The organism is Calothrix anomala FACHB-343 (assembly GCF_014696435.1).
Lineage (GTDB): Bacteria > Cyanobacteriota > Cyanobacteriia > Cyanobacteriales > Nostocaceae > Aulosira > Aulosira anomala_A.
Genome location: NZ_JACJQG010000003.1, coordinates 30599 through 53305, shown reverse-complemented (window position 1 = coordinate 53305; position 22707 = coordinate 30599). Strand labels below are relative to the sequence as shown.

At 39.3% G+C, this 22707-nt stretch carries 18 protein-coding genes; 6 read left to right on the top strand and 12 right to left on the bottom strand.

Annotated features, from left to right (window positions below):
- Window positions 1–77: 77 nt before the first annotated feature.
- The 4 genes from H6G08_RS02040 (at window position 78) to H6G08_RS02025 (ending at window position 1375) form a co-directional block, all read left to right on the top strand.
- The gene (locus H6G08_RS02040) at window positions 78–335 is read left to right on the top strand and encodes a 2TM domain-containing protein (protein WP_190538641.1); all 258 of its coding nucleotides are present in this window, start codon (window positions 78–80) and stop codon (window positions 333–335) included.
- Between the two features lie 119 nt (window positions 336–454).
- The gene (locus H6G08_RS02035) at window positions 455–763 is read left to right on the top strand and encodes a DUF3181 family protein (protein WP_096644197.1); all 309 of its coding nucleotides are present in this window, start codon (window positions 455–457) and stop codon (window positions 761–763) included.
- Window positions 764–824: 61 nt separating this feature from the next.
- Complete coding sequence (locus tag H6G08_RS02030) at window positions 825–1046, top strand: hypothetical protein (protein WP_190538640.1); 222 nt, start codon at window positions 825–827, stop codon at window positions 1044–1046.
- A gap of 125 nt (window positions 1047–1171) precedes the next feature.
- Complete coding sequence (locus H6G08_RS02025; protein WP_190538639.1) at window positions 1172–1375, top strand: acetyltransferase; 204 nt, start codon at window positions 1172–1174, stop codon at window positions 1373–1375.
- 142 nt (window positions 1376–1517) lie between these two features.
- Here H6G08_RS02025 and H6G08_RS02020 read toward each other — a convergent pair whose 3' ends face one another.
- From H6G08_RS02020 to H6G08_RS01975, 10 genes are all read right to left on the bottom strand, one after another.
- A complete protein-coding gene (locus tag H6G08_RS02020; protein WP_190538638.1) occupies window positions 1518–1982 on the bottom strand; it encodes an ABA4-like family protein in 465 nt (154 codons plus the stop codon).
- A gap of 36 nt (window positions 1983–2018) precedes the next feature.
- Window positions 2019–3068 (bottom strand): putative hexosyltransferase, encoded by a 1050-nt coding sequence (locus H6G08_RS02015; RefSeq protein WP_190538637.1) that lies wholly within the window; start codon window positions 3066–3068, stop codon window positions 2019–2021.
- 329 nt (window positions 3069–3397) lie between these two features.
- Window positions 3398–4438 carry a cobalamin biosynthesis protein CobW gene (cobW, locus tag H6G08_RS02010; protein WP_190538636.1) on the bottom strand — a complete coding sequence of 347 codons (1041 nt, stop codon included), beginning with the start codon at window positions 4436–4438 and terminating at the stop codon, window positions 3398–3400.
- A gap of 364 nt (window positions 4439–4802) precedes the next feature.
- Entirely contained in the window at window positions 4803–5516 is a 714-nt protein-coding gene (locus H6G08_RS02005) for a biliverdin-producing heme oxygenase (protein ID WP_190538635.1), read from the bottom strand.
- A 400-nt stretch (window positions 5517–5916) separates the two neighbouring features.
- Window positions 5917–7074: a C1 family peptidase gene (locus tag H6G08_RS02000; RefSeq protein WP_190538634.1), complete on the bottom strand. Its 1158-nt coding sequence runs from the start codon at window positions 7072–7074 to the stop codon at window positions 5917–5919.
- Window positions 7075–7110: 36 nt separating this feature from the next.
- Window positions 7111–7437 carry a protease inhibitor I42 family protein gene (locus tag H6G08_RS01995; RefSeq protein ID WP_190538633.1) on the bottom strand — a complete coding sequence of 109 codons (327 nt, stop codon included), beginning with the start codon at window positions 7435–7437 and terminating at the stop codon, window positions 7111–7113.
- A gap of 349 nt (window positions 7438–7786) precedes the next feature.
- Entirely contained in the window at window positions 7787–8710 is a 924-nt protein-coding gene (locus H6G08_RS01990; protein WP_190538632.1) for a CAP domain-containing protein, read from the bottom strand.
- A gap of 292 nt (window positions 8711–9002) precedes the next feature.
- Entirely contained in the window at window positions 9003–9287 is a 285-nt protein-coding gene (locus H6G08_RS01985) for a hypothetical protein (protein WP_190538631.1), read from the bottom strand.
- 452 nt (window positions 9288–9739) lie between these two features.
- Window positions 9740–10387, bottom strand: coding sequence for a hypothetical protein (locus tag H6G08_RS01980; RefSeq protein WP_190538630.1), 648 nt, complete (start codon window positions 10385–10387; stop codon window positions 9740–9742).
- Between the two features lie 336 nt (window positions 10388–10723).
- A complete protein-coding gene (locus H6G08_RS01975) occupies window positions 10724–11242 on the bottom strand; it encodes a helix-turn-helix domain-containing protein (RefSeq protein ID WP_190538629.1) in 519 nt (172 codons plus the stop codon).
- A gap of 426 nt (window positions 11243–11668) precedes the next feature.
- Between H6G08_RS01975 and H6G08_RS01970 the strand changes: the two genes are divergently transcribed.
- Together H6G08_RS01970 and H6G08_RS01965 are read left to right on the top strand one after the other, a co-directional pair.
- Window positions 11669–15295, top strand: a complete 3627-nt coding sequence (locus tag H6G08_RS01970) for a WD40 domain-containing protein (protein ID WP_190538628.1) — start codon at window positions 11669–11671, stop codon at window positions 15293–15295.
- Window positions 15296–15331: 36 nt separating this feature from the next.
- Window positions 15332–15529 carry a hypothetical protein gene (locus H6G08_RS01965; protein ID WP_190538627.1) on the top strand — a complete coding sequence of 66 codons (198 nt, stop codon included), beginning with the start codon at window positions 15332–15334 and terminating at the stop codon, window positions 15527–15529.
- Between the two features lie 85 nt (window positions 15530–15614).
- On the opposite strand, the gene H6G08_RS01960 is transcribed toward H6G08_RS01965, so the two are convergent.
- Window positions 15615–20201, bottom strand: a complete 4587-nt coding sequence (locus H6G08_RS01960; RefSeq protein ID WP_190538626.1) for an nSTAND1 domain-containing NTPase — start codon at window positions 20199–20201, stop codon at window positions 15615–15617.
- 439 nt (window positions 20202–20640) lie between these two features.
- Window positions 20641–22656, bottom strand: coding sequence for a caspase family protein (locus tag H6G08_RS01955; protein ID WP_190538625.1), 2016 nt, complete (start codon window positions 22654–22656; stop codon window positions 20641–20643).
- Window positions 22657–22707: the final 51 nt, after the last annotated feature.

The following is a 22707-nucleotide window of genomic DNA, read 5'->3' as shown; positions in this document are numbered from 1 at the left end:
TTTGATAGTGTTGTAGTTAATTCATACCCAACAATCTTAGAATAATTAGGGTATGTTGAATTATGTAACAAAAATTTATGCCTCCTCGTTGGCCTACCAAACCCGATCGCCAAGACCCAGCTTACCGCAAAATAGATGACAGAATGAACTTTGCTGTTCATGTAGCGATCGCGGCGACGATAAACTCCGGACTATGGTTTTTCCACAATCTCAAAGCAACTAACTGGGAATGGCTACCTTGGGTATCAGTCAGTTGGCTGGTGATTTTGTTAGTCCATTTTCTTTATATCAGCGCGATCGCCAATTATTCCGATACCCCACCCAAATCTACCTAAATATAGACCATAAATGCTAGGGCGATGTAACCTGTGACTGTAGAGTTAGCCCAGCCAATTGAGCGATAATAATAAAGAACCTGAGAGTTAGCGCTTTTCGTTGATATGGGGTGATTTTTATGGCTAAGACTAACACCACAGAAATGCTAGAAGCCCTAGCAGCCGAAATAGGGGAAAATGTTTACATAGACATTGCTAAGTGGCATCTTTATTTATCTAATGCCAAATTGCATACCGTTGTCGCCGAACAGCTATATCCCTTAATTACTTCCAATACGGTGAATGAAGACAGAGTTATCGCCGTATTAGCTGCAATTCCTGTAAAAATTGGTGGTGGAAGGAAAGAAATTCCCTTAATCGATTTACTACCCCTGCAATGTCAGGTAAGTTTAGTCGATATTCTCGAAAAATTCCAACGCGAGTTGTAACATCTCTACTTTCAGTGTCCCTAGTGACTTTTGCAGCATCCTCTTAGCAGAGGTGGAGGACATGAATACATATCAGTTTCACGATGAATCTAGCCTAGCCGAAACAGCCGAGAATCTAGGTAAAAAAGCTTTGGCCTTAGGTTTGATTCCTAGTTTTGTAGTGCGTTATTTTCCTGATAGCAGGGAATATTACATTCCTAACGAAACACAATCAGAACCTTTAACACCAGAAGAGGCATATATGCGGTTAAGAAAAATAGTGGAACAATCTGGTAAGGCTTAAATTCCCTATTTGCCAATTTTCAGGCATAATTGGCGATATTTAAACATTAAATTCTGACCAATTCTCTCAAAACCCTAAACGACGCATTACGAATTACAAATTCAAATTACAAAGAGGTGAATTATATGTTTTTACAAACCAAAGATACCAATGGTTTAATTAAAATTGTCGATTTTGAAGAATTGATCGATCCCAATAAAGATACCGTTCACGGTAAAGACCAAGAAGGTCAAGAAGAACAAGAAACAGATATCTTCAGAAAAGATGAGTTAGTTTTTCCTTCAGGAGAAAGTCTTCCCCGTTGTTGGTTAGATGCTAATTATAGATAGGTTTTACCACATTAACGCTCTCTAAACAAACAAAGCCTGCCTTCGCAGGCTAAATTATATGTATCTTCATCTTGAATTGGTATTAGCTAAAAATGGGTAATAAATCGGAAAATAATCTATTACCCAATGATTAACTATTGCTCTATGAAATAGCTTTATCTTGGACTATTGCATCTGACTTTTCATTAGAAGAAAATGCTTTAGTTATCCAGGAAGTCAAAATATGGGATAAAACACCCATAGGCCCGGCAAATAAACACAGTATCAGAGAATGAATCGTCCAAATACCTGTAGTTTGTCCTTGCCAATATATCCAACGCCCAACAAATAAATCCATCACTAGAAAATGAATCCAACCAGTAGCGGCGGCTGTTTCATCAGCAAAAAATTTGGCAATATCAGCTAACTGAGGATTAGATAAAGCTTGGGCATTTTCTGGGGTAATGCTGGTAACGAACAAATATACATAAGCTCCAGCTAAAGGTAAAAAGGGTATATATGATTCCATCACTCGGCGAGTGACTTTCCAATTAGGTAGGAGAATCATCAAAGCCCAAAAGGGTAATACAAAAAGATTGGCAACGTTAAATAATTGCGTGACGTTCATGGATTTGATTTTTTTGATTTGTAAGATGTTCTGAAGTCAAAAGTTCGGTCTATCCTTATTTTGCTGAGAAGATAAAGGTATCAACTCAACCAATGCAAAGGGAATAATACATAGAGACCACAAGAAATATTGTAAAAACAGTACTGAATTAAAATACAAAAATATCATCATGGTTATTGTAGAAGATACAAACATGCTCACCTTTTCTTTCAGGAAACTTAGGTAAATCATTCCCATCAGAAATAGCATGAGTAACTTGGCTCTTAATCCTACAATCCACGGGTATTTTTGAGAAAAAATCACATCAACTGAGGGTGCATCTGTTATATGCGAACTCGCTAACCTTGTTCCTGAAAACAAGATAGATTTGAAGAAAGCTTCAGCATCCCAAATCAGAAAAGGTAATGATGTTAAAAAAGGAATGCTGAAAATAATCAAAAATCCCCAGATTATATGTTTAATTCGTCTATTTTTAGCTGCATTTTTCCAGATATATATAAGATACAAAGGTAGCAAAAATATTGCAATCTGCTTAATTCCCAAAGATATACTAAACATTAGCAAAGAAAATTTAGTTTTCTCTTTCAATAGAACTAAAGATAATATTAAAAAAAAGATGGCTGCAAATTCCAGGTGGTGAACCCTGACTATATATATACTCCAGCGCCCTAATAAGATTATTGTAGAGGCTACAAAGCCAATTATCCATAAACCTCGGATCTGGAAATATCTCAATATTAAAGCAACTATACCAATATGAAAGCTAAAAGAAATAGGTCGCCAAAAATATAACCAATCCCGAAACTCTAGAAACCCAAGCTTTTGAACTAACGCAGAGAAAAGGTAAGCAAGTGGAAAGTAAGTTGCATATTTATCATTGTTCCTCATGTCACCTAACAAAACTCTGGCATAAGGGTTTTCTCCACTAATAATCCGCTTGCCTTCCAACCAAATAAAGTAAATATCCTGATTTTTTAAAGCATCAGCAGGTGTGAGCCAGAATTTAAAATGTATTAAAAAACCCGCTAAAACTAGGGGCAATAGCAGAAGGCAATATTTTTTGTCTAATCTATATAAAGATAACATCGAGCATCATTTTAAAATTAGTTTATACCAATTTAATCTGAAGTTGCATATATCTAGATACCCCTAAATCCCCCTGTTTAAGGGGAGGCAGTGCGTTGGGCGGGTTTCCCGACTTGAAGCAACTGCCGTGGACTTTGATTCTTTTCCCCCTTTTTTAAGGGGGGTTAGGGGGTATCGAATTTTATGCAGCCTCATAAAAAATCGGTATTATGCAAAAATTTCTTCACCCAATTTTAGATTTTAGATTTTACATTAAAGATGAAAATCTGATTTTAACATTATTAATAAATTCTGCTAAAATCAGATTTGAGATTCGCCAAATGACTCGCTTATAAAGCTACAAGTTGAGATTCTATCTCTGCAGATTTCAAATCGCGACCGATAAAAACTAAACGAGTTTGCCTAGCTTCTTCTGGTTGCCAAGGGCGATCGTAAAATTTATCAAAGCGGGTGCCTACACCTTGCATAACTAAACGCATAGGTTTATTGGGGACAACCACAAAACCTTTAATCCGATAAATCTCTTGTTGATTGACTATTTGTTGCAGCTGTTGTTGCAGCTTTTCTGGATCAAAAGCCCGATCTAAAATAACATGAGTTGAGGTAATTTCGTCATCGTGATCGTGGTCTTCTTCTGTGTCGTGATGACTAGGACGACTATCTAAATTATCTTCCACAGCCGCTTGCAAACCGAGTAAGATAGATGGATCGAGTTGACCGCGATCGCTCTCGACAATCTTCACCACTCTGGGTAACTCTTGTTTAACTAACTCCTCAACTTGGGCTTTTGTCTGTGCATCCACCAAGTCAGTTTTATTCAAAACTACCAAGTCTGCACAAGCTAGTTGGTCTTCAAACAGTTCTTGCAATGGTGTTTCATGTTCTAGACTATCATCAGCTTGCCGTTGGGCTGCTACCGCCTCAGGATTGCTAGCAAATGTCCCTGCTGCTACCGCCGCACAATCAACAACGGTAATTACCGCATCTACCGTTGCACCAGTGCGAATTTCTTGCCAACGGAAAGCCTTAATTAAAGGTTTAGGTAAAGCTAACCCAGAAGTTTCAATGATAATCGAGTCAATGCGATCGCGCCGCTTGAGTAACTCTTGCATCGTCGGATAAAACTCTTCTTGTACGGTGCAGCACAAACAGCCATTAGTTAACTCAAAGATATTACTGCCATCCTGACTATCTTCGGGACAAATTTGACAGGATTTCAGCAATTCGCCATCAATACCCAGTTCGCCAAATTCATTAACTAAAACCGCAATCCGGCGTCCTTGGTTGTTTTGTAGCAGGTGGCGAATTAGGCTAGTTTTACCACTACCTAAGAAGCCTGTGATCACTGTGACAGGAATTTTTGTAGCCATTGTTTAACGCGAATTTTGCCCAAAAGCCATACTTGGCCTCTAAGTGCATTTTCCCCCATCCCCCCGTTGATTGGAAATCCGGACAAAGATGTATGAAAGAGGACAAGGGAAGAGGGCAGAGGGGCAGGGGGCAGGGTGCAGGGGAGACAAGGAGAGAAGTCTGAGCGCCGGCTTCCGGCGATCAGAACTTCGGAGGGACAAGGGGGACAAGGGAGACAAGGAGGACAACTGACTATTGACAAATGACAAATGACAAATGACCAAATAAAATTTAGGGCAACTTCCTTGCGATCGCCTCATTGACTCAGGTGACCCCAGGGAAATTGCCCCGAGAATTTATCCAAATTGATTTGACAAAAAATTATTACTCAGCAGTAGCCAGTTCGGTGCTGCCACGGCTGCGCTTTCTGGTTAAGCTGTTGTAAAGCATGATACCAATAGCTTTGATTAAATTACCTTCTAATTCTTTGAACATCTTCATGTTCATGCCAAAAGCAGCGTTGGCTTCTTCCACAATGCGATCGGCTGTAGCTTCATCGATGGGTAATTCATCTAAAGCTTGACGATACTTAGCTTTAAATGCCTTTTCGTCAGTAATATCTGCAAATTCATAAAATGCAGTACCACCTTCAGTCAGGTTCATTGCTGTTTGGGCAATACCTTTGAGGATTTGACCGCCAGATAAATCGCCTAAGTAACGGGTGTAAGAATGGGCGATTAATAATTCTGGTTCTGTAGCAGAGATTTCTCTGATGCGTTGTACGTAAGCTTCCCCGGCTGGAGATAGCTGTACTTGTTCCCGCCAGTTAAAACCGTAGTAGTAACTCAGGTCTTCCTCTAAGGTTTGCTTCCGGTTGAGTTCGATAAATTTAATTTTGCTAACAATCGGATGGTTCTGGTGCTTTTCCATTTCCTCTTCCATAGCTGAGTAGATGAAATAGAAATTACCAACTAGCTTGCGGTATGAGTTTTTCTCCACCACTCCTTTTAAAAAGCACTTGACAAAACCAACATTTTCTGCCATCGTATGGGCTTTTTTAGTACCTACACGCAACTTGCTTGCTAAATTGCTACTCATGCTAAATTTCTCAACTTTAAAAGGTCTACTACCAGAGTTTCGATTTATCAATGGCTAAATTAGGCCATTAAAACGTTACATTAGAACGATTTGATGAGAATTTATATTAAAAATTTTTAAGCTGAGAGCATTGACCGTTTAAGCACATCTTGGAATAGCATTAGCACAAGAGATTTGAGAATACCTATAACCCAATTCCCCATACCCAAAAACTCCACCCCCAAGGGGGTGGAGTTTTTCATTAACGAGGACTTACGCGAAAAATCTCCAAAACTCTGTGGTTCAATTTTCCGTCACTTGTCCGTAAGTCCTGTTAACTATAAGCGGAACTTTTTTCAACAGCAGATGGAGGATTATCCTGTAAGTGGAAACACCATACCAAAACTAACTGCCATCGAGTTTACATTTCCACAAGAATCGAGGATGTGGTGTCGTTAAAGTCGTCACCCACATAAGATGTATCTTCGGTGAAAGTTTTGCTTCGTCCACTAAAATTAACGTGTTCGTAAAGAGTAACTTTCATTCCCTGAGGTACTTTCAATGAACTCAAACTATCGTTATCGAGACCGAGTTGACCCCAGTCATATTGACCAACTGGTAGGTTAAAACTGTTTCCTTGAAAGTTGGCATGTTCGTAAATCGTCACTGATGATGTAGTTTGAGAAAGATAGACTCTAGAAAAGCCATCAACAGCGAACATACTCGCGTCAATTCCACATTCCCCATAACCAATCCAGAAGTATCCATCCATTCCCCAGCCAGTTCCCCAGCTATTTTTGCACAGCCAAGCGCCAAGGCTATCGTTATAACCAATACAGGCTACAGCATGTCCACCAATGTGGTTACCGCTAACATGCTTGTAAACCCCATTGGTATAGTGGTAAAAATCTTCGTAAATCGTCAGGCCAGTAGACAAAGGGCCTTGAGAAGAAAGCCAAGCTTTCATCTCATCAATGGATGTAATTTCGTGATAACTAGATACCTGAGTGATTTTATCTTGCCAATTTCCATTTAAGTTACATCCTTGATCTCCCGCAGTATATGGAAAACTAGATTGTGGAACTAGACCTTGATCTCTACAAAAATTTAACGCGGCCGCATTCCACCAACCGCTACCACAATTCCTGCCTTGGCTACCACCGTAACAATAAAACAGTTGTGCTTCCGATAAATCCTCAAATACAAAATCATTAGAAGAATTAACAGGAATATTTTTGAATATACGTGCAGCAGATTCAACTGTTGCGACGGTTGCGAAAGCAACGCAAGAACCACATTGTCCTTGGTCTTTGATTGAGGTAACGAAGTTCTTTCCGTTAACATCGCGCCAGTCAAAGGAAGAAGGGAATGCTGCTGCTAGTCCTCGAGTCTGAGGTTGACTCTTTGCAAGACGTTCTCGCTCTACCAACGATGGCTCACCCGGCCCGGGAACTAAACCGCACAGATATGTTTTTTCTATGTCTGAAAGCTGGGTGATACGATTGACGCCTGCTTCCCAACCGGCGTTTGTAGATTGTAACGAAATATGCAGATTTTGCAGAAATTCATGATTAGTCATGGGTAATTTATCCTTTAGTAATAATTGACAATTGAACTAACAAATTCGTAACTTAATTTTGAAATAAGTAATAGATGACTCATCTCTTCTCCAAGAACATTGATGTACCAATTGAATTTGGTATTCACCAGTTGAGTTGGCTGTGAATTTAAAATTCCTGATGCCTCCTCCTCCTGTTTCAGAATCAATATTTTGGATATATTGGTCTTCTGTGAGTTTGACGAAGTCCGCATCTATTTTGCTCACTTCCCATTGATAACCAGTTGTTGGGTTTTCGTTTAGTTGGATGAGAAAACTTTGACCAACCGACAACTCAACAGTTTTACCGTTATCGTCCTTTCCAAGAATTAAGTTAGAAGACATATTTGTTTGTTCTCTTGTCTTTCTATGTATACATATTATTTTTATTCAATATGCTTGGTAATTAAAAATTTTTCTTTACTATGTTAGTTCAACATTAATAATTTTTAGATGTAAAAAAATTAGGGAAAATAATTTTCGACCAAAAATCTGAAGAGAGAAAATGGCAATATCGTAGTACAAACAATTGATTTTGTACTACGATATAGTGCGATCGCTTCTTAGAGGATATTTGAAAAGTCTTTAGCGATGGATCAAATTAGTTTAGATACGCCTAAATTCCCCTTTTTATATCAGTCCGTCTTTGTAGAAAATGTCTGTTTTAGACGGTGATATTTGATAGAGAAGTTTATCATCTGGTAGCAAAATCTTGAGTCCAGTAGTGTTTGTACTGAGTTGCGTTACTATAGGCATAACCAATGCCAATTTCACGATAATTGGGATTCAGAATATTTTGCCTGTGTCCATCATTAGGTGGCGTTTCATTCATCCAACTTGACATTGCATCTTCAGGGGTAGATTGACCTGCGGCAACATTTTCTGCGGCAGTTGAAAAATAATAACCCTCTCGTTTTATTCGGTCGAATGGAGACGAGCCATCTGAACCATTGTGCCCCATAAAGTTATGGTCTGCCATATCTTGACTATGTGCTTGGGCGGCTGTCGTCAATTGAGAATTTAGTGTGAGTGGTGTTAAACCTGCTGCACTCCGTTCTTGATTTACCAAATTAAGCATTTGGCTAACAACATTAGAAGAATTATCATTTTCAACTTTAATCGAAGAAGTCAGATCGTTAAAATCATCACCCACATAAGGCGTATCTTCAGTAAAAGTTTTACTCCTCCCTTGAAAGTTAGTATCGCTGTAAAGGGTCACTTTGATTCCTGGAGGAACTTTCAGCGAACTAATAGTATCATTGTGAATCTGACCCCAATCATAATAACTACCAACATTTAAAGTCTGAGCAAATCCGCGATATTGTGAGTCATCGTAGACAATAACCTGGTTATTTGAATTTATTAATTCAACTTTGATAGAAGAAGTTTGATCGTTAAAATCATCACCGACATAAGGCGTATCTTGAGTAAAAGTTTTACTCCTCCCTTGAAAGCGAGTATTGCTATATAGCGTCACTTGCATTCCTGGTGGAACTTTCAACGAGCTAATCGTATCATTATGAATTTGACCCCAGTCGTAATTTCCTGCTGCTAAAGTTTGGGCAAATCCACCATATTGCGAGTCATCATATACAATGACTTGATCGCCAGTACCCATAATTTAATTTCCTTAATTTGTCAGTAATGTGAGATTGAAGGCATTTTTTTTCAGCAATCAGCTAAATTTTTATTTCCTCTGATTGATATTATTTGATATAAATTTGATTGGTAATTAATTATTTTTTGATTTATTTAAAAGTAATTAAATATTTTTCAAATTAATTATTCAGGCTATTCAAACCCAAAATAAATACTTTTCAGAAAAATGCACAAAAAATAGTAGCAGTAAATTTTAGGTAACTTACTGCTATAATCATTAATAATTTTGCAGATTCTAAATTTTGCCGATTTTATTTATTTTCATAATCTGATTTATTTGGCCCGGGCAGAATATCAGGAGTGTAAACTTGTGACTGAACATTTACACGCCCAACAATTGCTGTTCCTACACCACATAGTACTAATACTGCTTGTCCAACATCATCAACAGTGATTTTATTAGCCTTAATACCCTTTACAGCAATTGGAACTAATGATGCTACTCCTGCTAATACGGCACCCCAGAATGTCCTACTTGCAAATATGCTCTTAGCTACAGTTCGATCAATTTTCTCATTTTGATTCTTGCTGTTCATTATGACCTATGAATTTGATTGCATATATTATTTATTGAGCAAATAACGTGAGTTCGATGCAAAAGATTTTGGGGAGCATCCCAATTTTGACGCAATACCCTAGAAGGGTATTGCTATACCAACAAAGCCTGCCTTCGCAGACTAAAAGTTTGATAGCCTGCGTTCGTCGAAGACGTTCCCGAAGGGTAGGCAGGCTTCGTATTTCTAGCCCCACCCTTATAGGGTGAGGGCGTTTTTGCACATTTGGGATGCTCCCAGATTTTGACCTCATCTCCTTAATCTCTTGAATTTGAGTACAAGGTAGAGAAAAGACTAATTTTTCATTTTTCGTTACTCTTCCTGTGAGGAGAGTGAGACTGAGTGGATGAGGTTTTATCGAATTCACGTTAAAGGATTAATAACAAACAAAATTAATGATTGAATTTTGCTTTATCAATAAATTTTTCATTTGGTTAGAGGCTGTAGTCTTTGCTCTGTAACCATTTTTGAAATTTTGAAGCATCAATAACTACAGTATCAAATTTTGTTTGTCCACTTTCCTGACAAGCAGGCATAAAGAGATTGTAATGTGTAGATGGATGCTTACCAACTAAACAACCATAGCTCCAAGCACCAACTGTATCAGGTGCGGGTGAATCTGCACTATTTCCAGTTGTATGTTGGTTAATACCAAAATCACTACCTGCATAGGTTTTATCTCCAGTTCTGATATGATCTTTGTTAGCGTCTCTATAACCTAAAACCTCACCACACTGAACAAGAGCTAATTGATTAGAAGATTTTGTAATATGTTTACCTACTTCCCAAGCATCTTTGAAGAGAGTATCTAAGCCAATTCTAAAAGTACCATTAGAATTCATCGGATTGTTTACAGCCTTAATTCCCGGCTCTGTAGTAGCAGAACAACTAACAATAACTTTACCTTCTTTAGGTTGCCAAAGAATTCTCACATCATTCCAAGCATCTGGTTGATTAGGTTTCGCTTCCCAAGTATTTGGATCTGCATCTTCTAAATATGTAATTGTCAAAGGTTGGGTTCTCCAGCCATTTTCTGCATAATATTCGGCTAAGGCTTCAGCTTTTGATTTATGAGTGACCATTGTCAGTTAATCCTTTTGTTTGTTGTTAATACTAGAATAGTTGTTGATGATTTATTTGATAATTAATTATTTTTAGCTGTTGATGAGATGATAGTTGATTATTTTTAGATATCAAATTCATATTTGATTTTTGAAATATATATAGGTGAGTCAGTGCGTTGCAGGTTTCCATCGTTGTGTAAACTGGCGTTGTGTTTTCGCCAAGCGCCGAAGCAAAAATGAGAATGCGGTGCGTTACACTACCCTTCGGGAAGCCACTTCGTGTCTACGTGATAACGCACCCTACAGAATCTACACATTTTCAGGTTTTTGGCGCTAACTGAAGGGTATTGGCTTTTAAGATACTTGGCGACGATGGTTTTCTCTCCAAGCACGGGGAGTATTTTTATAGTAGTCACGAAACTGGCAGTAGAAATGATTAATATTTTGATAACCTACTTGTAAAGCAATCTCTTCCACAGAATAATTGGTTTCTAAAAGTAAGTTACTTGCTTGAATTATCCGGCGTTCAATAATCCAGTTATTAACTGTCTTTCCTGTCAATTTTCTGACTAAATCTGTTAAATAAGCTGATGAATAACCAACTGCTTGCGCTACTTCTTTGAGACTAATATTTTGATGATAATTTAATTCAATAAACTCAAACACTTCATTGAGTCGAGCAATATTAGGAAATATAGATTTTTGATAATTTGTGATATGAGCGTTATGTTTTTGAGAAGTTTTATTTTGGAAAATACCAACCTTAACAATACCATTTTCAATATTAATTATCTCAAAGCCTGCATTTTCTAAGCATCTCATTAATAATGTTTGGGTCTCAAAGTTGGTATCATTGATTAAAATATCGGTCATTTTATTTATCTCCTAATATTTCTATATATTTATCAAGTTGCTATATTTCATTACTGACGACCCCTTAAACTTAAGGTGTGTTTTCAGCAATAGTGATGGATAATGCTTACTTATCCTGGTGTTCAACCTGATAAATCTATCAAAACCTGGCGCATACTGGTTTATCGCCTGAGAATTACTGACTTATATCTGACTTGTGACTGATTTTGAAAATAGGGGCGCTTAGGCTAGGGGCTAGAGGCTAGGTGTGAGGAAAGAGAAATTTTCATATTTGGTTGTGAGATTTTTGCGTGATTGACTGTCTTGAAAATATGGCTTAGGGGCTAGGGGAGAGAGATTTTCATGTTTGGTTGTGAGATTTTTTCGTGATTAGCTGACTTGGAAACCATTACTGTTAAAATTTATAGAGTCGTATTTAAACGAGTCATGGCTAGGTCACTCAGGGTTCGCCCAGAGTTCATTGAAAAAGTAAAATCAGCAGTCAGGCGCAATGGTTTTCCTAGTCAAAAAGCTTTGGCTATTGATGTAGGGTTGGCTTTAGCTACAGTTAGCAACTTCCTTACAGGTAAACCAGTTGACTATTTAACATTTGAAGAACTTTGTCGAAAGTTAGCGCTTTCGTGGAGAGAAATCGCTGATTTGGATGTTGACAATCGATTACAGAATGTAGATTCAGATAGACAAACTAGAGAAATAACTCATAATTACCAGAACTGGGGAGAAGCAATTGATGTCTCTCTGTTCTATGGACGTACAGAAGAATTAGCTACGTTAAAACAATGGATTATTGACCATCGTTGCCGACTTATTAGTTTAATTGGTTTGGGTGGGATTGGGAAAACAGCTTTGTCTGTCAAATTAGGACAGCTTTTGCAAACCGAATTTCAATATTTAATTTGGCGCAGTCTACGTAATGCACCACCAATTCATGAGATTGTTAACGACTTCATTAAGTTTTTATCACATCAAGAAATTGTTTGCAATGAAAACTTAGATAGTAAAATTTCTGCTTTAATTGAATATTTACGTGCCCAGCGTTGCTTGTTAATTTTAGATAATGTAGAGTCGATTTTATCTAGCGATCGCCCTGCGGGATCGTATCGTCAAGGTTATGAAGGATACGGACAATTATTTAGAACTATCGGTGAAACTGAGCATCAAAGCTGCCTATTGTTAACTAGTAGAGAAAAACCTAGATGTATTAGAATTAAGGAAGGTATTAATTCTCCAATTCGCTCACTAAATTTATCTGGTTTATCAGGAGAAGAATCTGAAAAAATTTTTGCTGAGAAAGGCTTGGGTATTTCTAGAGATGAATGTCAATCGCTAGTTGCTCTATATGCAGGTAATCCTTTGGCATTAAAAATTGTTGCAACTACGATTCATGAGATATTCGATGATAATATTGACTTGTTTTTAGAGCAGGGAACTATTGTATTTGGTGATATTTCTGATTTACTTGACCAGCAGTTTCATCGATTGTCTACTTTAGAACAACAGGTGATGTATTGGCTGGCAATTAATCGAGAATGGGTATCCTGGAAAGATTTACAGGAAGATATTATTCCCCAGGTTTCATTTAAAGATTTATTAGAAAATTTAGAATCTCTACAATTGCGATCGCTAATTGATAAAAATGCTGGTTATTTTACGCAACAACCAGTAGTCATGGAGTATGTGATTGACTGCTTAATTCAGCAAATTTGTCAAGAAATTCACACGGGAGAGATAGAGTTATTTGATAAATTGGCTTTGATCAAAGCTGAAGCTAAAGATTATGTGCGAAATTCACAGGTTAGGCTGATCCTTAAACCAATTGCAGATAAATTAGTAAATCTGTTTGGCAGTTTAGAAAATGTGCAGGTTGCTTTGAACAGGATTTTATCTAACTTGAAATCTGGCGTTCAGCGCAAACCAGGATATGCAGCTGGCAATATTCTCAATTTACTATGGCAGCTGCAAATTAATTTGAGTGGCTATGATTTTTCTAACTTAACAGTTTGGCAAGCTTATTTACAAGATATGAGCTTACCTGGAGTTAACTTTAGCAATGCAGATTTGAGTAAGTCTGCTTTAAGTCGAACTTTAGGGGGTGTGCTATCAGCAACTTTTAGTCCAGACGGTAAATTATTAGCAACAAGCATTGACCATGAAATTTGCTTGTGGTCTGTGACAAATATCAAACAAATTGTCACATATATGGGTCATACAAGTTGGGTACAATCTCTAGCTTTTAGCCCCGATGGTAACATTTTAGCTAGTGGTAGTAATGACCAAACAGTAAGATTGTGGAATATACATACTGGTCAATGTCTCAAAACTTTGCGAGGTCATACAAGCTGGGTACAATCTTTAGCTTTTAGTCCCGATGGCAACATTTTAGCTAGTGGTGGTAAAGATCAAATAGTAAAGTTGTGGCGTATTGACACTGGAGAATGTCTACAAACTTTATCAGGACATAGCAATCGGGTGATTTTTATTGCTTTTACAGCTAATGGGGAAACCTTAGTGTCTGGAAGTGAAGACCAAACTGTTAGGGTATGGGATGTTCTCACGGGTGAATGTTTGCGAGTTCTGAAAATTCCAATTAACTGGGTATTAGCGATCGCACTGAGTCCAGACGGACAAACTTTAGCTACAGGAAGCGATCGCACAACTGTCAAATTTTGGGATTTAGTCAGTGGTGATTGTATCAGCACAATACCAGATTATCAAAGTCATGTCTGGACAGTTGCTTTTAGCTCTGATGGTAAAACCTTGGTAACCGGGAGTGAAGATACAACTGTGAAAGTATGGGATGTTGCTACAGGTAAATGTCTGCAAACCTTGTCTGAAGATGGAGATTTATCCACAGGCGATCGCCCTGCTTCACGTATTTGGTTAGTAGCACTTCATCCCGATAATCAAACTTTGCTCAGTATCAATGAAAATCAAACTATCAGATTATGGGATATCAACTCAGGAAAATGTTTGAGAACAGTGCATGGCTACATTAATTGGATATTATCTGTTACTTTTAGCCCTGATGGTCAAATGTTGGCTTGTAGCAGCCAAGACCAATATGTAAGATTGTGGGATGTAAATACAGGAAAATGCCTGCGGACTTTAAAAGGTCATACTAATTTAGTCTCATCAGTTACCTTTGCTGGCAAACACCTAAATGATTTTGCAATCAACAGAATTATAGTCTCATCTGCAGACAGAGAAAAGCAGCGACAAAGACCGATTTTGGCAACTAGCAGCGATGACACAACTATTAAACTTTGGGATGTAAATACAGGAGATTGCTTACAAACACTTTGGGGACATGATAGCTGGGTACATTCTATTAGCTTTAGTCCAGATATACAGATTTTGGCGAGTGCTAGCCGCGATCAAACAGTAAAGCTTTGGGATTGGTATACAGGAGAATGTTTGTTGACATTAACAGAACATATTGGTGAAGTCAAAACCGTTAATTTCAGTCCTTGCGGTAAGTTTTTAGCCAGTGGTAGCCACGATAATACTGTCAAACTTTGGGATGTAAATACAGGAATGTGTCTACAAACATTTTCGGGACATAGTGATTGGGTATTAGCTGTTGCTTTCGCTGAAAATGCAGAAATTATTGCTAGCGCTAGTGGAGACCAAACTATAAGATTGTGGGATGTGAATACAAAGCAATGTCTACAAACTTTGTCAGGTCATACATATAGAGTAAGAACAATTGCTTTTAGTCCAGATGGCAAAATTTTAGCTAGCGGTAGTGACGATCGGACTGTGAAATTATGGGATATGCATACAGGTTCGCCGATCAAAACATTTTCAGGACATCTCAAAGCAGTACGTTCAATATGTTTTAGCCCCAATAGTTCTGTTTTAGTTAGTAGTAGCGAAGACGAAACGATGAAGCTTTGGGATATTGAAACAGGTGAATGTATCAAGACTATCAGAATTGATAGACCATATGAAGGGATGAATATTAAAAATATTAATGGTTTAACAATTTGTCAAAAAGACACGCTTAAGGCTCTGGGTGCCATAGAAAGAGAAGAAAACGTTATGATGAAATAATGCTTAATCATCAAACAGTTTGGGTGCAAAAACCGTATGGAAAATCAAGAAATTAAACAAGCTTTGGAAATAGAAGAAGAATCAGATTTTTCTCCAGCAACAGATAGAGGTGGTGAAGCGAAATCTGATGCATCAAACAAGCAAAATAGCAAGTTAGAAAAACAACAACTGAAACAAGCTCCAACAATCACACCCAAATCAACGCTCTCGCCGGGAACAGATAGAGAACCATAGTTTGTTTTTCAAGCAAACAATTAATCAAAAATAGCGATCGCACTTTTTATTCCCAGAATTAGAGAGTGCGATCGCTCTTGTCTAGCTATTTGTCAACTAACTTGGGCACATTGTCACACAAATGGCGATCGCTCTCATTAACATTGGGGTTATTTTGGAGATAGTCACCCATCCAATGACAAGCTTGTACTTGTAAATCATCTAGTAGCCGATTATCCAAGTTTTCATGTAGTTGCCATAGCTTCACGGTTTGGTCTTTGCTAGCTGAAACCAGAATTTTTCCGTCGGGACTCCAGGCAACGCTATTCACCTGATCGGTATGATTTTTCAGGGTAGTCAATAATGTACCATCTAGTTTCCACAACTTTATACTGTTTCGTGAAGTGGTAGCGAACATCCGCCCATTAGGCCTCCAGGCGATTTTATCGACACCATCACTACCGACCTGAATAGATTTCATTAAATTACCATTTGGCTGCCAAAGCTCTACATTGTTGCTCCCTAGCCCCCCACTCGTCGCTAGAATTTTCCCATTGGGACTCCAACTGACCCTGTTATTGAAAGTATTATCAAATTTTGCGATCTGCTTCCCATCCCGTTGTAGTAAAAATACCTTACCATTCCTATAGGCTGCTGCCAGCAGCTTTCCATCAGAACTCCAGCTGACATCATAACCCCAGTCTCCATCCGCGATCTGAATGAGATTTTGCAAAAGTGTACCATCTCGCTGCCATAACTTCACAGTGCCATCTCCGGCCGCTGATGCCAGAACCTGCCCATCAGGATTCCATCTGACACTATAAACGTTATTGCTATGACCTGGAAGGGTTTTGAGGAGCGTGCCATCCGGATGCCACAACTTTACGGTGTTAAACTCAGCAGAGGCTAGGGTCTGTCCATCAGGACTCCAACTCACGCTATTGACCCCACTCTCAACGGTGAGAGTTTTTAATAAAGTGCCATCTCGCTGCAACAAATTCACTGTTCTATCGCCACTAGCCGTCGCCAATAATTCCCCATTTGGGCTAAAACTTGCATCATTAACTTCCTGGCTGTGGTTATTGAGGGTGATCAGCAAGGGATTATTTTTTTTCCACAACCTCACCGTGCCATCGCTACTGCTAAGAGTAGCCAGGGTTTCTCCATCAGGACTCCATTTGATACTAGCAATGGGCGTAGAAGTATGGAAGGTAGTTAAGGGACTCAGTCTTTTATTGCCATCCCATTTCCACAATTTCACAGTTCCGTCATTACTCCCAGCAGCTGCTAGAATTTGACCATCGCGATTCCAACTGATTAGCCCATGGCCTTTTGCTTCGACGGACGTTAGCTCTGTGAGATCTGGCTGTAGTAGTTTTACCATATTACCACCAGTAGTAGCTAGGATCTGCCCGTGAGGATTCCAACTTACACCAATCACCCAATATCCATAGTTATTGGAAGTTTTTATCAAGGTGCCATCTGGCTTCCATAACCGAACCTTTCCATCTGCACCACCAGAGGCGAGTGTGTTTCCATCGGGATTCCAACTCACACTAAAGACGCCCTGATGTAAATTAGAATCTTTAAGGGTTGCAAACAAGGTGCCATCTGGCTTCCACAACTGAATCATGTCGTTCAAACAGGGAAGAGCTAGGAGTTCAGCATTAGGACTCCAATTAACGCTGTATGGTTGGTAGCAATGGGAACTTCCTTCAATTTTGAACGCTTTGAACAATTCGCCATTTGGCTTCCAGAGTTTCACCTCTCCAACTTTACTAACAGTAGCCAGAATCTTGCCATCGGAACTCCAACTAACTCCCAGCACTTTGGTACTATAACCCTTGAGAATTTTTGGTTTGCTTCCATCCTGTCTCCACAATTGCACAGTATTGTCTCCACTTGCAAAAGCGAGAGTCTGTCCATCGGGACTCCAACTTATTTGTCCATCAACACCCCAATCTAACGGCTTACCATTACCTACCAGGCGATTGGACTCTCTCACTCCATATACTGCTTGCTGCAAAACTTGAGCGAGTTGGGCTTTCATTTGAGAGTCATGGCTTCCTAAAAGTAATGTTTGTAGCTGTTTTGTCGCCCTAAGACTATCTAGCAGAGCATCAAGTTCTTGCTGTGCAGCAAAGCGCCCTTCTGAAGAAGTTATTGTCGCCTGAATTTGAGCAATCTGGGCGTTTCTCTGACCGATTAAAGCAGCGATAGTCAACCCACTCAAGCCCAGCATAACAGCGATCGCAATTCGCCAGCGCCAACTACTATTCTGGCGTTTTTGCAATAAGCTTTTCTGCACAAACTCAGTTTCTAGTTGGTTAAACCAGTTTTCATCAGATTTAAGCTTTTCATCTAACACTTCAAGATAAGGATCTGTATCCCACAAAAACTCTGTGGATTTATTTCTCCGTTGTCCTTGCTGATTCTCCGCGCGTCGTAATTTTTCAGCTAATTTTTCAGGAATTTTATTCACGAAGTTTTCAATAGGTAATAGTATTCGATCTAACGCCACCAAAACAGGTGCAGTCTTGCCTAAAATTCCTTGTTGTTGTTCTTTGTCCTGATTTTTAAAATTTGCCCACTTCTGTACCGCCTGAGTTAACTCTCGTTGCAGAACTAAAATTTGTTCATCTTCTTGCTTCCACCCCAGCAGTTTTTGCCATCCCCGCACCAAAGCATCATGGGCAGGTTCTACATAGTAATTACCTTCAGCATCTTCTCCTGTAACTAGTAACCTTGCTTTGGTAAAATGCTCAATTACTTCTTTAACTAAATCATGTTTAGGAGGCGGATATTCTAGTTCTGATAGCGGTACTCGTCTGCGTGCTAATTCACCTCCACCAAGGGCAACCATCCGCAACATTACTTGACGGATAATATGCTCATAAGTGGAATTTTCTTGAACTAAAGCCTCATATTCTGCATCAGCTTTTTGAGTCAATGATTGGATAACTCCACCTAAATCTTGATAATCTGCCTGAGTTAGCGCTCTGTCAATTGTGATACCTCTATTTTCTGCATCACGTTGTCGCTTTAAATATCTGAGATAAAGTTCCCTCAAGGCAAAAGACAGCAGGGGTAATGCTCCCGGCATATCCGCTACTTCATCAATCAATTGTTCTACTAATTCGTGGGGCTGAAAATACATTACCCGTGCTTCTGCGGGTTTCTCAATTGCTTCGCGTAATTCTCCTCTTGTCATCGCTGGTACAATAAATCTTCCGCTATACCAGTTATTTCTCAGTACCGTATTTTCTAAGTTCAGGGAACTGGGGACAAATTTTAAACCAGCATCTCTGATTTGGGGTTCAAAGTCAGAACGTAAGGATAAAACTACTCGTAATCTCTGGCGATGAACATTAATTGCTGTGAGTATCTGTTGGAAAAATTCCTTACGTTCATCCTCGTTTTGACAGAGAGTAATAATTTCTTCACTTTGGTCAATAAACAGTAATAACTTAGATTTAGGGTGATTTTTAGCCCAAGCATCAATGCTCATTGCTAATTTCTGCTCTGGGTTTTGGGCTGGTATTTCTGGTAATTGGGCATTTCTTAAGGCATTACTTAACGCTTGTAAGGGAGTCTCACCAGGACGGATAGGTTCTAAGATTTCCCATTTTTGAGTATTATCTTGCCGGAGTTGGGGAATTAATCCTGCTTTGACTAAACTAGATTTACCTGAACCAGAAGCACCTAAAACTACTGTCAAGGGATTAGTTTTAACAAACTCATGTAATTTTTCTACCAGTTTACTTCTACCAAAAAACAGTTTGCTGTGTTCCTCTTCATAAGATTCCAAACCTCGGTAGGGATTGTTATTAGCATCCAAAGGTGGTGCGGGCGGTAAGTTAAGTTCATGTCCAGGGGTCAGGAAAATATACTCGCCTTTATCATGCTTTTTTAAAGGCCAAATTCCAGGGGTTTGGCGTTGGTGATTTCCTTCCGTGGCTGGTTCTACTGCATCCCGTAAATATAAGTAGAGTTCAGTAGCAGTGATGACTCCATCTCCTGCGGGTTTACCATTGGTAGAAGGAGGATAAATATCGGCTTTCCCTGCAAGTGCTTCTATTAATGCTGCTGCAAAGGGGGAATGATTACCTATTTGACCACGTTCCGATTTGAGTACGAAGGCATCTAAAGCTTTTTGGTCATAGGCAGCACTAGTAATTACTTGCCAAGCGGGATCGGTAATAAAACGATCGTAGCGTTCTTTGTGGATGACTTCTGGCGTAGTTAATAAATCCCTGGTGCTTGACCAACGAAATGCTCCTGCAAAACAGCAATCCAGGATTCCTAAGAAATGACGACAAGGTAATTTCTCTAAGGATTCCTGCAATTTGGTCATGGGCAGATAAGTTTCAGTAGCATTCAATTTGGCATCTTGAGGAATTAAATAACCTGTTGGGCCATCATCGCCATTTAAAGCTATCCCATGACCAGCAAAGTAAAACAGCAAGCGGTCATTTTCAGAAACTTGTTCAGGTAAAATTTTTTCTAAAAGTTGATTTAAATTTTTCAGGGTAGCTACTTCGTCTAAACATACCCATACTTTATATTCATGCTTTTCTCGCAGTATTTCAACTATTTTTCTGGCATCATTAACAGCATTCTGTAAAGGTGAAATACCGTTTGCGTAATTATTTATGCCAATGATAAATGCTAGATTTCTAGAGAACTCCGACATAAAAATAGTTATTTTGTTAGTGATTTTTTGTACTGGTTAAAAACCTATATATCGATCTAACTCCACTGCATACTTAGTTCATACCTGAGTATGACTGACTTGTGTCTGACTTAGATCGGGACTTATATCATGTCCGCTTGATTACTTACTAAATCTCAAGAACCCCACCCCAACAAAGCGATGCTTTGTGTCCCCTTCCCGCTTGCGGGGTGGGGATTAAGGGGAGCCAGCCGCGTGGGCGGGTTTCCCGACTTGAGCGGACTGGCGTGTGGGGTGCAGTGACTATGGGAATCATAACTAATTACCCGGACATGATATTACGCAAAAATTATCAAAAAGCTGAATTGATGGAACCACCAAGCATTCTAATTTTGCTGGGTTGCTAGATCCCCGACTTCTTTAAGAAGTCGGGGATCTGATCACCAGGTAGTTGAAGTCCCTATGCCCTTGGGCGCACGGTAGTAATGTGGATTTGACTGGTAATCCAGTCATCATAAAGTTCTTCTTCTTCTGGTGCGGCTCTCAAGTCGCGAGATTGGACGCGCTTCATTAAGCGGTTGAGGGTTCCGTTTCCTCGCCCTACTTCTCTTTCCGGGAAGAAAGGTAAATCTAGTTCATTTTGTTTGAGTAAGGTAGCATCAAATTCAGCTGTGCTAACAATTAGCTTAAGAATATCTCGGCTTTGAGTGATTCCCTGTTTCCAAAGTTTTTCTCGCACAGTCGGATAGATGTTTTCTCCTCTTAATGCCCAAGCTTCTTGTCCTGGTTTAAGCCAAATCCCTCCAGTTTCTAATAGTTCGGGACTAACTGCATAACTATCTGTTAAATCTAGGAGGGCGCAAAATAGTTCTTGATTGCTAGTATTTTTGAGCTTGAGTTTAAAAGCAGGGCCTTGCCACTTACCATTTTGCTGTTGATAGTGCAAGTTAATCTCAGAATCTTTGAGTTCTTTATCTTCTTGATAAATGACTATTTGCACTGCATCGGCGGGAATACTACTGGTAGCAGGACTTGAGAGTTCAGCAATGTTTGTCCAACGGGTAATATGCTCTAATCGCTCAATTGCTTGCAAGGCATTTTTTTCTGTATAACCCTGAATTGGTGCAACTAAGGGGCGATCGTCGGCTGGGCGAGTAATTGTATATTGTCCATTACGAGCAAGTAACTTAAATTCGGCTTCTTCCGGGGTTGCAACTTCTTTTAAATAGAGGGAGGGCTGGTTTGAGCCGTTAATTGTCTGTAAGGCGGTGCGGGCTAATTCTACTGCTGCTGGCTCGCCTGTAATTACAACTCCTTTTGGTGGTAAAGGTAGACTCGCGATCGCACCTTTAAAAGTCATCTCTGGTTCTAAAGCTGCAATACCACTAATTTGCACTAAACTCAGTTGTGGCTTAACTGCAATTACTTTCGCTTCACCTATAGCGGCGGACAATTTCTGCATCTGTTGTGGGGAGCTATCAAAGGGGAATAATGCGAGTAAGGTTGTTTCTTCCCCTGAAGGTTGGGGAATTCCATGCACTGAACCCGCATCAATTACCCACTGGTAATCTGGATGATAGCTGACAGTTAGGTAAGGTTTGTGTTGCGCGATCGCTCCTCCTAAAAAGGGTTGTTCTATATCATCTAAGTCTGTGGCTTCTAATTGCGGGGATTGCGCTAATACCTTACTCCGAACTAAAGCATGAGTCCGTTTGAATAAATCTCTATAAGTTAAATTGCCATTGGCTTTTTTTAAAGTATCCACGAGGAAATAAGAAAATGCTCCCCGACGTTGTCCATTAATCGCATATTCTTTGGCTGTTTCGCTATCTCGACAAGCTGCGAAAAAAATATGCTTGGCTCGCGGTAAATTCTCACCTGTGGGTGCTTTTACCAGATTGCGTTCAGTTAATAGTTGTTCAACCTCTAAAGGAGATACAAGAAAGCTTTCTAATGGGCGTTTTCTGCTATCAATAGGCGCTTTTCGCTCTGCGGTATCTGTTTCTAAATCGCCACGAGTGCCAGAGCTAGAATGGCAACAGTCCATAATAATTGTAATGTGAGGGTTTTTCTGGGCAATCTCTGCAATCAGCTTTGCCATCTCCTTATCCGCTAAACCCCATTCCCCCGACTTTTGACTGTCGTAACAAACGATGGTTTCATTGAGTCTATCTAGCTCTATAGTCCAAAACTCTTGCGGTGCTTCTTGTTGAGAACCATGCCCTGCATAATAGAAAAACGCTACATCCTCACTTTCCGCTTGACACAGATGTTGACGAAAACCATCAATAATTGCTTGTCGAGTAGCTTCTTTATTTAACAGTGTCCGTAAATGTAGCTGATATTCACCTGTATCTATCCGTCCTTCTAAATACTCTTGGATGGCATAGATATCATTAACACAACCCTGAAGTGGGGAAATGGGATATACGTATTCATCAATTCCCACCAGTAAAGCATATAAATTGCGCGTCATAGGCTTTTCTTGACGATCTACTTCAATTAGTTAAATTTGTCTGATTGATGG